This window comes from Leclercia sp. Colony189 (genome assembly GCF_009740165.1).
Taxonomy (GTDB): domain Bacteria; phylum Pseudomonadota; class Gammaproteobacteria; order Enterobacterales; family Enterobacteriaceae; genus Enterobacter.
In genome coordinates this window covers 4,033,576-4,050,266 of record NZ_CP046557.1, presented here as the reverse complement: position 1 = coordinate 4,050,266, position 16,691 = coordinate 4,033,576, and the positions used below count along the sequence as shown (strand labels likewise).

Genomic DNA, 16,691 nt, shown 5'->3' with positions numbered 1-16,691 from the left:
GCACATTCCTGCCGTTGTCTTGCCCATTTCTACACAGTGCTGGAGAAAACAGGAAAAAATGCGCACACTGCAGGTGTCGGAAAACGTACCCGGAGTGAGAGAAGATGAAACGTGAAGCCGTCTGCCAGCAGCTAACGGAACAAATTAAGAAGCTGAAAGATAATGAAAATTATCTTGATACGCTGCTGCCGGATGTTCGTCTGCTGTATGGGACTCAGCCCTACGCCCGCACGCCGGTGATGTATCAGCCGGGTATCATTTTTCTCTTTTCTGGCCACAAAATTGGCTACATCAACGAGCGGGTATTTCGTTACGACCCCAACGAATATCTGCTCCTGACAGTACCTTTACCCTTTGAATGTGAAACTTTCGCGACAGAGGCGGTACCGCTGGCAGGTATTCGCTTAAATATCGATATTCTGCAACTGCAGGAACTGCTGATGGACATTGGCGAGGACGAACTGTTTCGCCCGTCGATGGCGGCGAGCGGCATCAACTCCGCCACGCTGACGGATGAGATCCTCTGCGCCATTGAACGTCTGCTGGACGTGATGGAGCGGCCGCTGGACGCGCGGATTCTGGGTAAGCAGATCGTGCGTGAAATCCTCTACCACATCCTGCTGGGGCCAGGCGGCGGGGCGCTGCTGGCGTTGGTCAGCCGTCAGACCCATTTCAGCCTGATTGGCCGGGTGTTGAAACGCATCGAGAGCCAGTACACCGAAAACCTGAGCGTGGATCAGCTGGCGGCTGAGGCCAACATGAGCGTCTCGGCGTTCCACCATAACTTTAAGTCGGTAACCAGCACCTCGCCGCTGCAGTATCTCAAGAGCTACCGCCTGCATAAGGCGCGGATGATGATGATCCACGATGGTATGAAAGCCAGCGCCGCCGCGCTGCGGGTAGGCTATGAAAGCGCCTCGCAGTTCAGCCGGGAGTTCAAGCGCTACTTTGGCGTGACGCCGGGGGAAGATGCGGCGCGGATGCGGATGATGCAGGGGATGTGATTGACATGTAGGCCGGGCAAACGCAGTGCCGCCCGGCGCTTTTCCCCGGAGGCGCTACGCTTACCGGGGCTACAACGACAGCAGCGCCTCAGGCGTTGCAGTACTTCTTACGGATCACCACCACGATGGTTCCTACCAGCCCTGCGACCAGCAGGAAAATAGGCAGGATCATCAGGAAGGTCATGACCTGATCTTCATGGCGTTTAACGAACGGGATCATACTCAGCGCATAGCCAAAAGTGGTCACGACCCCGACCCACAGCAGCGCGCTCAGCCAGTTAAAGAACTGGAAGCGGCGGTTAGAGAGCCCGGAGATGCCAGCCATGGTTGGCAGCAGCGTACGCACAAAGGCCAGAAAACGCCCGACCAGCAGCGCCAGCAGGCCATGCCTGTCAAACATGCAGTTCGCCCGCTGATGGTATTTATGCGGCAGCTGCGCCAGCCAGCTTTTGACCACCCGCGTATTGCCGAGCCAGCGGCCCTGCAAATAGCTGAGCCAGCAGCCCAGGCTGGCGGCTGAGGTGAGGATCACCATCGTGGGGGTAAAGTCCATCACCCCTTTACCGATTAACGCCCCTGCCAGCAGCAGCAGACTGTCCCCCGGTAAAAAGGAGGCGGGCAGTAACCCGTTTTCCAGAAACAATGTGGCGAACATAACGAAATAGACAATCCCAACCACGTGCGGGTCCGCCAGCGCTGCAAAGTCGTGTTGCCAGAGTGCAGCGATAATATCTTGAATAACAGCCATGGGCTTTCCTGTGGAACAGCATATATAAGGCTATTGTACTCCCTATTTCGTCGGCGGGCTTTGATCGCAGACGCAACAAATCAGACTTTTCTGCAGCTAATGGAGAGAAAAGTGTCCGCGGAGTGTGTTTGTGGCCCTGCGCTATTCAATGCGCGCAAACCCGGCTTGCAGATCGGCAATCAAATCGTCGACGTTTTCCAGGCCGATATGCAGGCGGATCAGGGTGCCGGTAAAGTCCACTTTGCCGCCGGGACGCAGGGCCGCAATCTGCTCTGGCTGGTTCGGCAGGATCAGCGATTCAAAGCCGCCCCAGGAGTAGGCCATGCTGAACAGCGAGAAGTTATCCAGGTAAGCGGCGAGCTCGTCATTGCTCAGGCGTTTATTAAGCACAAAGGAGAACAGACCGCTGCTGCCCGTAAAGTCACGTTGCCAGAATTCATGTCCGACGCTGCCCGGCAGTGCCGGATGGTTAACCTGCGCCACCTGGGGATGCTGCGCCAGCCACTGTGCAATCTGCACGCTGCTTTCATGATGTTGACGCAGACGCACGCCGAGGGTACGCAAGCCGCGGCTGGTCATATAGGCGGTGTCGGCATCCACCATCTGGCCCATCAGATAGGCGTTCTCGCGCAGCTGCTCCCAGCAGCGGGCGTTGGAAACCGCGGTACCAATCATCCCGTCAGAGTGGCCAATCAGGTACTTCGTCGCCGCCTGAATCGAGATGTCGATACCAAAATCGAGCGCCTTAAACAGCACCCCTGCCGCCCAGGTGTTATCAATCATGATGATAGCGTCCGGCGCTTTGCTGCGTACCGCCTGCACAATGGCTGGCACATCATGCACTTCCATGGTGATAGAGCCGGGTGATTCCAGGAACACAATCCGGGTGTTGGGCTGGATCAGCTCGGCGATGTTCGCGCCAATCTGCGGATCGAACCAGTCGGTAGTGACCCCCAGCTTGCTGAGGATTTTGGTGCAGAAGTCCTGGCTTGGCTCGTAGGCGGTGTTGGTCATCAGGATATGGTCGCCCTGCTCAACGAACGCCAGAATGGTATTGGCCACCGCCGCGGCACCGCAGGGGAAGAGCGCACAGCCCGCGCCGCCCTCCAGCTCGCACATCGCTTCCTGTAACGAGAAGTGGGTCAGCGTGCCGCGACGCCCGTAAAACAGTTCACCGTTGGCCCGGTTACGGGTGGCGTGCTTTTTCGCCTCCACGGTATCAAACACCAGCGACGAGGCGCGCTGGATGACGCTGTTCACGGAACCAAGGGTATATTTTTTACTGCGTCCCGCCTGGACAAGGGTGGTATCAAGATGCTTCTCTTTCATGTCTGCGCAACCTGTTTTTATACGTCTGGACGTCCAGACTATCACGAAAGTAAAAATGGTCACCTTAACGGTAGTGGGTTCAGCGGAAAATTTTTTAAAATTTGTTTCCGGGAAATTTTTCCTGCGTAAGCGCAAGGAAAATGAAACGAATTTACGGCACTATGTAAATACTAATGAGAACTACTATCAATTCGACGTTGTTTTGATATTATTATGCTCAGATTTTGTGATTTGCGTCCTGGAGATACCGAGTGGGTAATAATTTGATGCAGACGGACCTCTCCGTCTGGGGTATGTATCATCATGCCGACATCGTGGTGAAGATTGTCATGATCGGCCTGATTCTGGCGTCTGTCGTCACCTGGGCTATTTTCTTTAGCAAGAGCGTAGAGCTTCTTTCCCATAAACGCCGCCTTAAGCGCGAGCAGCAGCAGCTGGCCGAAGCCCGTACCCTGAATCAGGCGAGCGACATGGCCGCCTCCTTCCAGGCGAAGAGCCTGACCACCCTGTTAATCAACGAAGCGCAGAACGAGCTCGAACTTTCTGCAGGCAGTGAAGACAACGAAGGGATTAAAGAGCGTACCGGCTTCCGCCTTGAGCGTCGCGTTGCGGCCGTTGGCCGTCATATGGGACGGGGTAACGGTTACCTGGCGACCATCGGCGCGATTTCGCCGTTCGTCGGTCTGTTCGGTACCGTCTGGGGCATCATGAACAGCTTTATCGGCATCGCCCAGACGCAAACCACCAACCTCGCGGTTGTGGCGCCCGGCATCGCCGAAGCGCTGCTGGCAACAGCCATTGGTCTGGTGGCGGCAATCCCGGCAGTCGTGATCTATAACGTCTTCGCCCGTATGATTGGCAGCTACAAAGCGACCCTCGGCGACGTTGCCGCTCAGGTCCTGCTGCTGCAAAGCCGCGATCTGGATCTCAGCGCCAGCTCGGCTAAGCCGATTCGTTCTGCTCAGAAATTTCACGTAGGTTGATTCGTCATGGCAATGCGTCTTAATGAAAATCTGGACGATAACGGCGAAATGCACGAAATCAACGTGACGCCGTTTATCGACGTTATGCTGGTTCTGCTGATTATCTTCATGGTGGCGGCGCCGCTGGCGACCGTAGACGTGAAGGTGAATCTGCCTGCGTCATCCAGTCAGCCGCAGCCGCGCCCGGAAAAACCGATTTATCTCTCTGTAAAAGCCGATAAATCTATGTTCCTCGGCAACGATCCGGTGACCGATGAGTCGGTGATCCCGGCGCTGAACGCCCTGACCGAAGGCAAGAAAGAGACTACCGTCTTCTTCCGCGCCGATAAGACGGTCGATTACGAAACCATGATGAAGGTAATGGACACGCTGCACCAGGCGGGTTACCTGAAAATTGGTCTCGTCGGCGAAGAGAAAGCGGCGGCGAAATAAAGAGAAACGGCAACCCACGGGTTGCCGTTTTTGTATTTGCCGGATGGCGCCTGCATGCGAAACGTAGGCCGGGTAAGGCGAAGCCGCCACCCGGCACTGCACCATCAGCCTAAATGTTCCCCACCGCACACGCCGTGCACTTCTGCGGTCACGTAGCTGGACTCCTGACTTGCCAGATAGACATAGACCGGCGCCAGCTCCGCAGGCTGCCCTGCGCGCTTCATCGGCGTCTGCTGACCAAACTGCGGGAGCTTCTCCTGAGGCTGACCGCCGGAGACTTGCAGCGCCGTCCAGATAGGACCAGGGGCTACCACGTTGACGCGCACGCCGGTCTCAGCCACCTGTTTCGCCAGCCCGCGGCTGAAGTTGAGAATAGCCGCTTTAGTGGAGGCATAGTCCAGCAGGTGCGGGCTCGGCTGATAGGCCTGAATCGAGGAGGTGGTGATAATGCTCGACCCGGCGGGCAGTAGCGGCAGTGCCTCCTGGGTAATCCAGAACAGAGCCAGCACGTTCACGGCATAGGTCTGCTTAAACTGCTCGGTGGTGATATCGGCAATCTTCTCCACCGCCACCTGCTTACCGGCTACCAGCGCCAGCACGTCCAGCCCACCCAGCTCCTGATGGGCTTTATGTACCAGCGAGCGGGCAAATTGTTCATCGCTCAGGTCGCCAGGGATGAGCACCGCTTTGCGCCCGGCCTCTTCAATAAGCTGCTTAACCTGCTGGGCATCCTCTTCTTCGGCGGGCAGATAGTTAATGGCGACGTCTGCTCCTTCACGCGCGTAAGCGATGGCGGCAGCGCGTCCAATCCCGGAATCGCCCCCTGTCACCAGTGCCTTACGATCCTGTAGTCTGCCGCTGCCTTTATAGCTCTTTTCGCCGCAGTCCGGCACCGGGTCCATCTTGCTCTGCAGCCCCGGTACAGGCTGTTTCTGCTTGGGATATTCGCCGGTGTAGTACTGGGTTGTCGGATCCTGAATTTTGCTCTGAGAGTTTGCCATAGGTGTTCTCCTTGAGGGGTTAATCAGACTTTAAGCTTAGGAGAATCAACTGGGCTGTGAGGATTATTCAGGATAATCCTTAAAAGAAATGGGCTGAGCAGAAACAGGCGAGACGGCAGGGTTCGGCGAGAGGTTACGGCTTTTGCGGTGGGATGTCCGCTTTCGCGGCCAGTACCTCTTCATTCAGCGCAACGGTGGTCACGCTGGTGGTGCGATAGCCTTCATCAGCCAGCTTACGGGTGACGCGCAGGGTCGCGGTTTCACGTGCCAGAATATATTGATAATTGGTTTCCAGGCGCGCCAGTATTTTTTCTTTTAAATCCGGACGCTGTTGCATAATGGCGTTTATTGTCGCGCCATAGATCTCTTCTTTTACCTGCAATGGATAAATTTCACGGCGATTCTGCCATTTCAGACGCACCAGGCCCGCCGGAATGGAGAGCAGATCTTTAGCAATTCTTTGTATTTCAGCATTTTTAATCTCTTTAAGTGCGGCAAGGTTTTGCTCTAAGATAAATTCATCGCTTTTTTTGTCATCTAAAGCTAAATAAACGTTGTTATTATCAACATCCTTCACGTTATTCATCCTCTAGCGTATAAAACACAGGCGTGTTTTTTTCGCAGGTAATAAGATTCAACCAGATTTCATTACCGGCTTCGTTAATCTCATCGGTTTTTTCCGCCAATATTTGACTTAGTGCCTGGGCATCTATTTCCCCCTCCGCCTGCAAATCATTCAGCAGCCGGGCGAACACCTCGATTTTAACTACCCGAAATAACCGGTCTTTAATATGCCGATCGTGCTCTTCAAGCAACATATTGCGGGAGTTACCGGTACGGGTAACGCCAATTAATATATCTGGCGCGTAATCAGCGAGTGTTCTTTTCCCCTTAGTGAAATTGGCATTGCTTTCTGCTTCTGGCGGTTTTGGTTCCACGGAAGAAATGTGAAACTTGGCCGGAACCAGATTGTCGGGCAACATTTTATATTTCCTTTAATTTCAACGGGGTAGGGTTGTCTGGAGTGTGAGATTCGTTGACAATAACATGAGGCAAATTTAAAATCAAAAAAAATGGAGCCTGCCTATATGAACAGCATTTTTTATACTGTCATTACTTTGTTATTGCTTACCGCCGTAGTTCTTTTATTGATGCGCGAGTTCAATAAAAGTAGCGATGTGGGGAGCGCGCACGTCCCGCCTCAGCCGGAGCGGATGTCAAAAGAAGAGGGCGAAGACCATTTTTCTGTGTTAATGAATGCGATTACCCCGGTTTGGTACTGGCGCGTTAACCATGAATATATTGATTTCCTCCATGCCACAATTAAACGAATGAATATGGTGGAAATAAATAGCATTCCTGACCTGTTTGAGGCGCAGCGTCGTTGCAGCGATCTTAACTCGGCGGTCTACAAATATTACGACAATATCAAGAAGCGCTGCCTGAACGGCGAAAAAGTGTCGCACACCGATCTGGAGGTGATGAACCTGCGCCAGTGTTTTCGCGAGTTCAGCCTCGAGGCGTATCCCTCGCTGGTGGTGCTGGTGTGGCCTGAGTATCAGCGCCCGGTGGTAAAGCCTGAGCAAGTGTAGGGGATCTGTTGTTTAGTTGTTGCAAACAATTTGGGCCATTGCGATATACTGCACACTGGTTTCGTTTGCAGACAGGACTCTATGGAACGCTTTTTTGAAAACGCAATGTATGCCTCCCGCTGGTTGTTAGCCCCGGTCTATTTTGGCCTCTCGCTGGCGCTGGTGGCGCTCTGTATTAAATTCTTTCAGGAAATTTTTCACGTTCTGCCGCATATATTCAGCATCGCTGAATCTGACCTGATCCTGCTTTTGCTGTCGCTGGTGGATATGACGCTGGTGGGCGGCCTGCTGGTGATGGTGATGTTTTCGGGCTACGAAAATTTCGTCTCGCAGCTGGATATCTCCGCGGATAAAGAGAAGCTGAGCTGGCTTGGCAAAATGGATGCGTCGTCGCTGAAAAACAAAGTGGCGGCGTCGATTGTGGCGATCTCCTCCATTCACCTGCTGCGGGTGTTCATGGATGCCAAAAATATCCCTGACAACAAGATGATGTGGTACGTGATTATCCACCTCACGTTTGTGCTGTCGGCATTTGTGATGGGATATCTGGACAAGCTGAGCCGCAAATAAGACAAAACGCCTGATGGCGCTGCGCTTATCAGGCCTACGGGGAGCCTGTAGGTCGGGTAAGCGCAGCGCCACCCGACACTATCCGCTGAAATTATTTATCCGAAGAGGCTTGCCACAGATTCAGCTGCCCGTCGGCCACATGCTGGTCAATCCGCTGCAGCTCCTCTTCGCTAAAGTGCAGGTTATTCAGCGCCTGCACATTCTCCTCCAGCTGCTCCGTCCGGCTGGCGCCAATCAGTACCGAGGTGACACGCTCATCTTTCAGCAGCCAGCTCAGCGCCATCTGCGCCATCGTCTGTCCGCGCGCCTGGGCCATCTCATTGAGCAAACGCAGGCTGTTCAGGTTGGCTTCGGTCAGCATATTTTCCGTCAGGCCGCGCGCCTTTTTGCCCTCACGCTGCATGCGGGAGCCGTCAGGAATACCGTTCAGGTATTTTCCGGTCAACAGCCCCTGGGCCAGCGGCGTAAAGGCGATGCAGCCGGTGCCGTTAGCGGCCAGGGTATCCAGTAAGCCGCTCTTGTCCACCCAGCGGTTAAGCAGGTTGTATGAGGGCTGGTGGATAAGCAGCGGGATTTTCCACTCGCGCAGCAGCTCCGCCATTTTCTGGGTCCGCTCCGGCGACCAGGAGGAAATGCCCACGTACAGCGCTTTCCCGCTCTGCACCGCCTGCGCCAGCGCAGAAGCGGTCTCCTCCATTGGCGTGTTTTCATCGACCCGGTGTGAATAGAAGATATCCACGTAGTCCAGCCCCATCCGCTTGAGGCTTTGATCGAGGCTGGCGAGCAGATACTTGCGCGAACCGCCCGCACCGTAAGGCCCCGGCCACATGTCATAGCCCGCTTTGGTGGAGATAATCAGTTCGTCGCGATAAGCCGCGAAATCATCGCGCAGCAGGCGGCCAAAATTTTCCTCCGCGCTGCCCGGCGGTGGGCCATAGTTATTGGCGAGATCGAAATGGGTGATGCCGCAATCGAAGGCTTTTCGCAGCAGGGCGCGCTGTGAGTCGAGGGCGTGGACGTGGCCGAAGCTGTGCCACAGGCCGAGTGACAGGGCGGGTAAGCGCAGGCCGCTTTTACCGCAGTAACGGTACTGCATCGTCTCGTAGCGGTCAGGGGAGGCGTTCCAGGGCATGATGTCTCCTTTCTTAGTGATTGATTTTCGAAACAGCGTTTCTATTCTAACCTTAGTTCGTTCACAATTCATGGAGATATGCGATGACGCGTATGACCGCCAAAGACTTTCCTCAGGAATTGCTCGACTACTACGACTATTACGCTCACGGCAAAATCAACAAACGTGAGTTCCTCAATCTGGCTGCCCGTTATGCGGTTGGCGGCGTCACGGCGCTGGCGCTGTTTAATATGCTTAAGCCCAATTACGCCCTCGCGGAGCAGGTGAAATTCACCGATCCCGATATCCTGCCCGAATACATCACCTATCCCTCCCCGGACGGCCATGGCCAGGTGCGCGGCTATCTGGTGAAACCGGCCAAAGCCACCGGCAAAGTGCCGGCGGTGGTGGTGGTTCACGAAAACCGCGGGCTCAATCCCTACATTGAGGACGTGGCCCGCCGGGTAGCGAAAGCGGGCTACATCGCCCTGGCGCCGGATGGCTTAAGTTCGGTGGGCGGTTACCCCGGCAATGATGAGGAGGGCAAGATCCTGCAGCAGAAGGTCGATCCGACGAAGCTGATGAACGACTTCTTTGCCGCCATCGGGTTTATGCAAAAACACCCGGACGCTACCGGTAAAGTGGGGATCACCGGCTTTTGCTACGGCGGCGGTGTCTCTAATGCCGCCGCGGTCGCCTGGCCAGAGCTGGCCTGCGCGGTCCCTTTTTATGGCCGCCAGCCACCGGCGGCGGATGTCGCCAAAATTAAGGCGCCGCTGCTGCTGCATTACGCCGAGCACGACAAGAATGTTAACGAGGGGTGGCCTGCCTATGAGGCCGCGCTTAAAGCTAACGGTAAGGTGTACGAAGCCTGGATCTATCCGGGGGTCAACCACGGGTTCCATAATGACTCTACCCCGCGTTACGACGAACCTGCTGCCGAATTAGCGTGGAAAAGAACCCTGAGATGGTTTGAGAAATATTTGAGTTAAGAAAATACCCGGCAGCCTCAGGCTGCCGGGTAGGCGTGGTCATCAGAAGCTGTAGCTCATACCTGCCTGAACACTGGCGTCGTTATCGACATCGCCCGTGCCATAGTAAATGCCGGTATTTACCGAGAAGTTGTGCGCGATAGTGGCATTCACGCCCGCACCAAACATTCCCATGCTGTTGTTATGACCTGCGGTGTTGTGATAATCCGCTGCCTGGATATCGGTATCATCGCTGAACTCTTTCTGCACGCGGGCATCCAGCCATGGCATGATCTGCACGTTTTTGTTCAGATCGGTCAGGGTGGTGGTCAGACGCAGACCCGCGCCGCCGTTCCAGGAGGAGACCTGGCTGTCAGCAAAGGTCACTTCTCTGTCGGAGAAGCCGTTAGCTTTGGTCTGATCCCAGCCGAGGATGGCGTATGGTTGCAGCACGGTTTCGCCTGGCAGCAGCACGTTCACCCCGGTACGAGCCTGAGCCATATACAGGCTACCGTCTGTGGAGCCGTGCAGCGCTTCGGTCATGCCGCTGGTGTCGCCAGTGACGTTATGCGCGGAGAGGGAGTAGCGCATATCGCCATAGCTGAAGCTGGCGTCGGCGAACATGCCCCACTGACGACCGTTCAGCGCCTGCTGCCAGCCGCCATACAGGCTGTAGTAGTTACCATAGACGGTGTCCTTGAAGCTGTCCGGGCCGTTGGCGGTATCTTCAACGCGGCTACGGGTCCAGGCCAGTGCCACGCCGCCGGTTACGCTGTCCCCGTTAGCGAGGTACGCCGTCCAGTCAACGCCTCCCTGTGCGCCCTGAGTGATGCTCTTGTAATCCACATCGTTGCTGAAGTTACCGTTCTGATAGAGGAAATCTCCCCACAGCTGGGCCCCTTCCTGCTGTTCACCTGTCAGGCCAGCAAAGTGCAGGCGATCCAAATGGCTGGCGATGTCATCAGTGACCTGATGGCCCGCCTGTTCGGCTGCATCCAGCCCGGCGACTAATCCCTGGACATCGCTGGCCAGTGCGCCACGTGAGCTGTTAAAGACAATATTCCAGTCCTGGCTGTTATCGCCAGGCACAATGCTCAGAGCATTGTTGTAGTTATAAGCCGCGCTGCGGTTTTCAACCTGCTGCTGACCGTTGCTGAAGGTCGCATTGGCGGCCGTTTCCGGCGTGGTGGTTGCCGTAGTCGTGGTAAAGGACCCCAGCACGATGTTCTGCTGATTGAGCGCCGAAGAGGTAATGTTATTGACTACCACAGCGTTACGGGAGCCGGTGATCTGGCCGAAGTTAACCCGGCTATCGGTGCTCATGTTCACTACGGCATTACTACCCGTGGTGTCGGCGGTCAGGGTGGAGCCGTTTTGCAGACTCCATGTAGTTGAATCGTTAATGGTGTCGAGGCTGATGCTGTTATCGCTGGTGGTATTCACAGTTTCAAACTGATTAATTTGCCCGGAAATAGAGCTACCCGCATCCATCGACAGGGTATCGTTGCCGTCTCCGCCGCTGACATTACCGGTGACGTGGGAATCATTCACCAGGACCACCGTATCATCGCCTGCGCCGGTCGTAATATTGCCGTCAACGTTAGCACCGTTTTGCAGAGTAATGGTGGTATCGCCACTGTTCTGGCTGGCATTCAGGTCGCCATTAATGGTGCTGTTATCCACCAGAACGGTATTGGTGGAGTTACCGTCCAGCGTCACATTGCCGTTCACGACGCTGTTATTGGTGAATGACAGGTTGGTCTGGCCTTTTTCGTTAATAACCCCGATGTCGCCGGTCACGGTGCTGTTGTTCAGTGCCAGCGTATCCTGAGTGGTACCGTACAGTGCCACTGCCAGATCGCTAAAGGCATCAACGTTGATATTCTGGAAGGGCTGGTACTGGCTCAGTGTTTCTACGATGGTATCGAGATTTTGCGCCACCTGGCTGTTAGTTGCATCCACGCTGGCGTTCGTCAGGGTAAGGGAGGTATCGGATTTATCGCTGCCGACGTAGATACCGCCATTATCCATGATGCTGTCGCTCATGGCGATGGTTTGGGTGCCCTGACCGGCGCTGATAATACTGCCATGCAGTGCGCTGTCGTTGCTGATATTCACGTCGTGGTACCCTGCATCGAGCGGGTCGAGATAGATGGCGGCGCCCATCATATAATCTTTGTCTCGCTGATAGGCCCCGTCGCTGTTCTGGCCGTTCAGCGTGGAGTCATTGACGTTGATCGTTGTATTGGTGGTCTTGAATGCGGAACCGACTTCAATCATATCCACTTTGGCATTGTCAGTGACGTTAATATTCACGGTACCGCCATTGCTTCCTTGAATATAATAACCGGACATGTCCGTACCTGTCACAGTTAAGGTCTGCGTATCGCCTGTTTTACGGTCACCATCCATATAAATATTGGTTGCTGTTTCATTTGCCATAACGGCATCAGTGACCCCTGGATCCTGATAGAAACTGCCGTCCGGATATTCTTTCAGGCCGCAGGTCTGGGTGGTGTCACCATTCTGGCAAGGCGTGGCAGGGGTCTCGCCTGCCTGGGCAGCAAACGAGGCAAGTGACAGTAATACACACTGTGACAACAAGGTCCTTTTCATTGAAATACGCATTTCTTCATCTCTTATAACCGGATCAAAGTGAATTCTTTTTAAACCAGATATGCGTAATTAAGAACTTTCTCAGACGAAAAGGGTGTAATGAAATTTGAAATTATATCAAGCCATTAAATGACCATTTTTATAAAAACAAATGATTGGTTTTTCTAAATATATCTGTTTTGTGAATGTTACAGTTTTATTAACGTACAAAAAGTAAGACTTTTTCCGCTTGAACAGGAAAATTCTCTGTCAAGAGAGATCGGAGGACTAACCCTTTAGAGTTATGTGGATTATGAATGGAGAGTCTGATTTACATTTGTAAATTTTATGAAATCTAATATCACGTTATTTAGAGGGGTATTTGTCCTGGCGTGATTATCCTTTTCCGGCCCGGTAAACAGAAATGAAAAGTTTTATAAAAATAACCAGGAAAAGGTATTGCTTCGCCTTTTCTTGCCGATAACGAGGGTAATACTCGCCTCCGGGCGACATCTCCCTCAGGCAAGGAAAGAGTTATGCGTATATTTCGTAATCTTACAATCCGGTTCGTGATGCTGACGATTCTGGGTATCTTCTGTTTAATGTGGGCGGGCGTGGGATTGTATGGCTCATGGGCGCTCTCCCGCGTGGCGGATGGCAATGAGGTCGATCGCCAGCTGGTCAGACAGATGACGGTGCTCAGCCAGGGCAACGATCAATACTTCCGTTTTGTTACCCGGCTGAGCCGCGCGATGGAGACGCAGGCGGCAGGCGGCAAGGCCGATTTTGCCGCTGTGCAGCAGGCGCTGGATACCATGAGCATCAGGCTCGACGAGCTGAAAGCCATGTCGCCGGGGCCAATGGATGCCGACGTCTCCGCCCGGGTGATCGCCAGCTGGCAGGCGTTGCTGGATAACGGCGTTAAGCCCCAGATGCAGCTGGCTCAGCAGGGCAACCTTGAGGGCTATCGCCAGCAGGCGAACAATGTCACCCCACCGCTAAGCCGCGCCTTTGGCGAGAGCGCCGGACAGTTCAATAAGGCCGCCGACACGATCCTCGACACCACCCGGGTGACGGTGGATGGCTTCACCAGCACTACCCGCACGGTAATGATTACCGCAACGATTATCGGCCTGCTGATCCTGCTGTTCGCTGACCGTTATCTGGTTGCCATGCTGGTGAAACCTCTTGAGCAGCTCCGCCACCATTTCCGCCTGATTGCGCAGGGGGATCTTAGCCAGCCGATCGCGCCTTTTGGCCGTAACTGTGTGGGGCAGCTGGTACCGCTGCTGACGGCGATGCAGGAGAGCCTGCGCGAGGCGGTGAGCACCATCCGCAACGGCAGCGAGAACATCTGGCGCGGGGCGACGGAGATCTCCAGCGGCAATAACGATCTCTCGTCCCGTACCGAAGAGCAGGCAGCGGCGCTGGAAGAGACCGCCGCCAGCATGGAGCAGCTCACCGCCACGGTGAAGCTAAACGCGGATAATGCCCGGCAGGCCAGCGAGTTGGCGGACGTCGCCTCTGTCAGCGCCAGTCGCGGCGGCGCGCTGGTGGAAAATGTGGTCAGTACCATGACCGGGATCTCCATCAGTTCGAAGAAGATTGCGGAGATCACCAGCGTCATCAACAGCATCGCCTTCCAGACCAATATTCTGGCCCTCAACGCGGCGGTGGAAGCGGCGCGGGCGGGCGAGCAGGGGCGTGGCTTTGCGGTAGTAGCCGGTGAGGTACGGAATCTCGCCAGCCGCAGTGCGAACGCGGCAAAAGAGATCGAGGGGTTAATCTCTGACTCCGTCTCCCGCGTGGAGGAGGGGGCCAAACTGGTGACCGAGACTGGCACCACCATGGAGGCGGTGCTGCGCGACATTACTGGCGTCACCACCATCATGAAGCAGATTGCCAGCGCCTCGGAAGAGCAAAGCAAAGGCATTTCGCAGGTTGGGGTGGCGATCACCCAGATGGACGGCGTGACCCAGCAGAATGCCTCGCTGGTGGAGCAGGTGTCGGCGGCGGCTTCCGCACTGGAGCGCCAGACCGAAGAGCTGCAACGTTCGGTGCAGAAGTTCCGTCTGGCAGACTAACGCCGGGCAAGCTGCGCGTCGCTGATCAATTGCGTCACCTGCGACAGGTGACCAATTTTCACTTCGCTGGAGCGCTGAAACTTGCTTTTGTCGATCAGCAGCAGCGACTGGCTGGCGCGGCCCAGCAGCTGCGATTTAAACCCGGCGCTGTGCGGGGTGGGATCCCACATCACACCCTGCTCATCCACCCCTTCACACGAGAAGATAAACAGGTCAATTTCCAGCGATTTCAGCAGCGTCACCAGGGCCGGATTCACATAGCAGCGGTATTTGCGCTCCAGCGTCCCGCCCGAGCAGATCAGGGTGATGCGCTCGCGCTTCGCCATCTCATGACAGATGGGCAGGCTGTTGGTAAAGACCGTCAGAGCGATATCCGGCAGCTGCCGCGCCAGGTGAAAGCAGGTTGAGCTGGCATCCAGGGCCAGCGTCATGCCTTCGCTGACCCAGTCCAGCGCATGACGGGCGATATCGGCTTTATCCGCGTAGTGACTTTTCAACCGCGCGCCAAAGGGCTCTCCGCCGTCGCGGTGATCCGGGTGGATCGCCCGCGCCCGCCCGTGATGGCGCACGATCTTGCCCTGCTGCTGCAGCAGTTTCAGATCGCGCCGAATCGTCTCTTTACTCACGCCAAGCGCGGCGGCCAGCGCCTCTGTTGTCAGCCAGTCGGAGGCCGCCAGCAGGCGGATAAGATCCTGATGACGGGAGCTTTTCATGGTTCTGTTCCGGTACGGGTGAAGGCGAGCGGCGTCTGGCCAATCGCCACGCCGTTTTTGCCGGTGTGCTTAATCTGGTACATCGATCGGTCGGCACGGCGCAGGGCATTGACGAAATCATCCTGCTCCATTACTTCGTCAATACCTACCGAGGCGCCGACCTGCGCCTGGCCATTATCCAGCTCGAACGGCGTCAGCGCCGCCTGCAGACAACGGTGGGCGGTGCTGTTCACCAGTACACTGGAAAGCGGGAAAGGCAGCAGTAGCACAAACTCATCGCCACCCAGACGGCCAACAACGGCCTCCGGCGGGCAGGCATCGCGCAGGCGTTGGCTGATCTGGATCAGCAACTCATCGCCGCTGCGATGACCAAAAGTGTCGTTCACCGTTTTAAAATCATCGAGATCGATAAAGGCGATGCTGAGCGGCCCCAGGGCCTTAAGCTGGGCGAAGTGCTTAAGCAATGCGTGACGGTTGGCAAGGCCAGTGAGCGGATCGTGATTAGCCAGCTGGGCCAGTTGCTCTTCGTACTGCTTCTCTTTGGTCATGTCGATATGGGTGCCGGTCACCTTCAGGGGGTTGCCGTTTTCATCCCAGTCCGTCACCCGTCCGCGGTCCAGCACCCAGGTGACGGTGCCGTTTTTGTGCTGCATGCGGTGCAGCGCTTCATAGAAGGGGGTTTTGCCGTGCAGGTGATCGTAGAAGGCATCCAGCACGTTCTGTTTGTCATCCGGATGCAGATGCTCACGCCAGATCTCAAACTGCGCGTTCAGCTCCTTGGGCTGATAGCCCAGCATCGCACCCCAGCGGCGGTTATAGATAATCAGCTTGCCGGTAGGAACGTCGAGCTGCCATAAACAGAGACCGGTTCCGTCGAGCGCAGCACTGAGCTTGTTTCGGGCGTCACGCGCCAGCCTGGCAAGCCGGGCATTGTGCTTTTTGAGATTCTGAATCTGTTGTTTCAGCGCCTTTTCTGACATGCGAATAATCTGAAGAAAGAAATTATTGATGCCAGTTTACTGGATGGAAGTAAATATGGTGTTGAAAAAAGAGAGGGATTTGCGTTAAGGCTTATATTGAAGGTCTTATAAACAGCCAGGAAATAAGAAATGAGGGGCCTGAAAAAGCCAGGTGGAATAATCACCTGGCATTTTTATTAGTGGGTCGCTTCGCCGACCAGGCCGCCCGCCCCTGCGCCAAGGGCGGCGCCTTTGAGAACGCTATTGCCGGTTACGGCGGCTGCACCAGCCCCTACAGCGGCACCAATGGCTCCCCCCTTACGCGCGGCTTTGCCTTTCTCACCGTTTTTAAACATTGCCCCGGTACCCGCGCCAACCACCGCGCCACCGACGGTGGATTTTACGCTTTTCCCGGCTACTGCGCCGATGGTGGCACCCACCAGCGCCCCGGTAGCGGTTTTATCTGCCGCCAGGCTGGTAGCAGAGAAGATCAGCGCGCCGATCATCAAAGTGATTTTCATGGTTTTCATGGCTGTTCCCTTATAAATATGCAGTGAGACGTTGGGGATACTGCCAGCTGCGCGGTTTGCCAGGTAGGC

17 protein-coding genes are annotated in these 16,691 nt (G+C 55.4%); 7 read left to right on the top strand and 10 right to left on the bottom strand.

What is annotated here, in order from left to right; genetic code table 11:
- Positions 1-104 precede the first annotated feature (104 nt).
- A complete protein-coding gene (locus GNG29_RS19275) occupies positions 105-1,004 on the top strand; it encodes an AraC family transcriptional regulator (RefSeq protein WP_103176963.1) in 900 nt (299 codons plus the stop codon).
- A gap of 88 nt (positions 1,005-1,092) precedes the next feature.
- On the opposite strand, the gene yghB is transcribed toward GNG29_RS19275, so the two are convergent.
- Entirely contained in the window at positions 1,093-1,752 is a 660-nt protein-coding gene (gene yghB, locus GNG29_RS19270; protein WP_103176962.1) for a DedA family general envelope maintenance protein YghB, read from the bottom strand.
- Positions 1,753-1,893: 141 nt separating this feature from the next.
- Positions 1,894-3,081 carry a cystathionine beta-lyase gene (metC, locus tag GNG29_RS19265; RefSeq protein WP_103176961.1) on the bottom strand — a complete coding sequence of 396 codons (1,188 nt, stop codon included), beginning with the start codon at positions 3,079-3,081 and terminating at the stop codon, positions 1,894-1,896.
- 251 nt (positions 3,082-3,332) lie between these two features.
- On the opposite strand from metC, the gene exbB reads away from it, so the two are divergent.
- Positions 3,333-4,064, top strand: coding sequence for a tol-pal system-associated acyl-CoA thioesterase (gene exbB / locus GNG29_RS19260; RefSeq protein ID WP_103176960.1), 732 nt, complete (start codon positions 3,333-3,335; stop codon positions 4,062-4,064).
- 6 nt (positions 4,065-4,070) lie between these two features.
- Complete coding sequence (gene exbD, locus GNG29_RS19255) at positions 4,071-4,496, top strand: TonB system transport protein ExbD (RefSeq protein ID WP_103176959.1); 426 nt, start codon at positions 4,071-4,073, stop codon at positions 4,494-4,496.
- Between the two features lie 104 nt (positions 4,497-4,600).
- Here the strand turns inward: exbD and GNG29_RS19250 are convergent, their stop codons facing one another.
- The 3 genes from GNG29_RS19250 to GNG29_RS19240 all read right to left on the bottom strand — a co-directional run bounded on the left by GNG29_RS19250 (position 4,601) and on the right by GNG29_RS19240 (position 6,480).
- Positions 4,601-5,497: an SDR family oxidoreductase gene (locus GNG29_RS19250; RefSeq protein ID WP_156655224.1), complete on the bottom strand. Its 897-nt coding sequence runs from the start codon at positions 5,495-5,497 to the stop codon at positions 4,601-4,603.
- Positions 5,498-5,630: 133 nt separating this feature from the next.
- Positions 5,631-6,083: a cytoplasmic protein gene (locus GNG29_RS19245; RefSeq protein ID WP_103176957.1), complete on the bottom strand. Its 453-nt coding sequence runs from the start codon at positions 6,081-6,083 to the stop codon at positions 5,631-5,633.
- Positions 6,076-6,480, bottom strand: coding sequence for a hypothetical protein (locus GNG29_RS19240; RefSeq protein WP_103176956.1), 405 nt, complete (start codon positions 6,478-6,480; stop codon positions 6,076-6,078). Before GNG29_RS19240 ends, GNG29_RS19245 begins: the two co-directional genes overlap by 8 nt.
- Before the next feature lie 105 nt (positions 6,481-6,585).
- On the opposite strand from GNG29_RS19240, the gene GNG29_RS19235 reads away from it, so the two are divergent.
- Entirely contained in the window at positions 6,586-7,089 is a 504-nt protein-coding gene (locus GNG29_RS19235) for an ESA_00282 family adhesion-associated protein (protein WP_103176955.1), read from the top strand.
- Between the two features lie 81 nt (positions 7,090-7,170).
- The gene (locus GNG29_RS19230; RefSeq protein WP_103176954.1) at positions 7,171-7,659 is read left to right on the top strand and encodes a TIGR00645 family protein; all 489 of its coding nucleotides are present in this window, start codon (positions 7,171-7,173) and stop codon (positions 7,657-7,659) included.
- Positions 7,660-7,750: 91 nt separating this feature from the next.
- Here the strand turns inward: GNG29_RS19230 and GNG29_RS19225 are convergent, their stop codons facing one another.
- Complete coding sequence (locus GNG29_RS19225) at positions 7,751-8,791, bottom strand: aldo/keto reductase (protein WP_103176953.1); 1,041 nt, start codon at positions 8,789-8,791, stop codon at positions 7,751-7,753.
- An 83-nt stretch (positions 8,792-8,874) separates the two neighbouring features.
- Between GNG29_RS19225 and yghX the strand changes: the two genes are divergently transcribed.
- Entirely contained in the window at positions 8,875-9,762 is an 888-nt protein-coding gene (gene yghX / locus GNG29_RS19220) for a YghX family hydrolase (protein WP_156655223.1), read from the top strand.
- Between the two features lie 42 nt (positions 9,763-9,804).
- Here yghX and GNG29_RS19215 read toward each other — a convergent pair whose 3' ends face one another.
- Entirely contained in the window at positions 9,805-12,342 is a 2,538-nt protein-coding gene (locus tag GNG29_RS19215; RefSeq protein WP_231736559.1) for an autotransporter domain-containing protein, read from the bottom strand.
- Positions 12,343-12,872: 530 nt separating this feature from the next.
- Here GNG29_RS19215 and GNG29_RS19210 point away from each other — a divergent pair.
- Positions 12,873-14,420: a methyl-accepting chemotaxis protein gene (locus tag GNG29_RS19210; protein ID WP_103176950.1), complete on the top strand. Its 1,548-nt coding sequence runs from the start codon at positions 12,873-12,875 to the stop codon at positions 14,418-14,420.
- On the opposite strand, the gene fucR is transcribed toward GNG29_RS19210, so the two are convergent.
- The 3 genes from fucR to GNG29_RS19195 form a co-directional block, all read right to left on the bottom strand.
- Complete coding sequence (fucR, locus tag GNG29_RS19205) at positions 14,417-15,133, bottom strand: L-fucose operon activator (protein ID WP_156655221.1); 717 nt, start codon at positions 15,131-15,133, stop codon at positions 14,417-14,419. The two genes, GNG29_RS19210 and fucR, sit on opposite strands and share 4 nt — an antisense overlap.
- Positions 15,130-16,113 (bottom strand): sensor domain-containing diguanylate cyclase, encoded by a 984-nt coding sequence (locus GNG29_RS19200; RefSeq protein WP_156655220.1) that lies wholly within the window; start codon positions 16,111-16,113, stop codon positions 15,130-15,132. Before GNG29_RS19200 ends, fucR begins: the two co-directional genes overlap by 4 nt.
- A gap of 176 nt (positions 16,114-16,289) precedes the next feature.
- The gene (locus tag GNG29_RS19195; protein WP_103176947.1) at positions 16,290-16,622 is read right to left on the bottom strand and encodes a glycine zipper family protein; all 333 of its coding nucleotides are present in this window, start codon (positions 16,620-16,622) and stop codon (positions 16,290-16,292) included.
- Between the last annotated feature and the right edge of the window lie 69 nt (positions 16,623-16,691).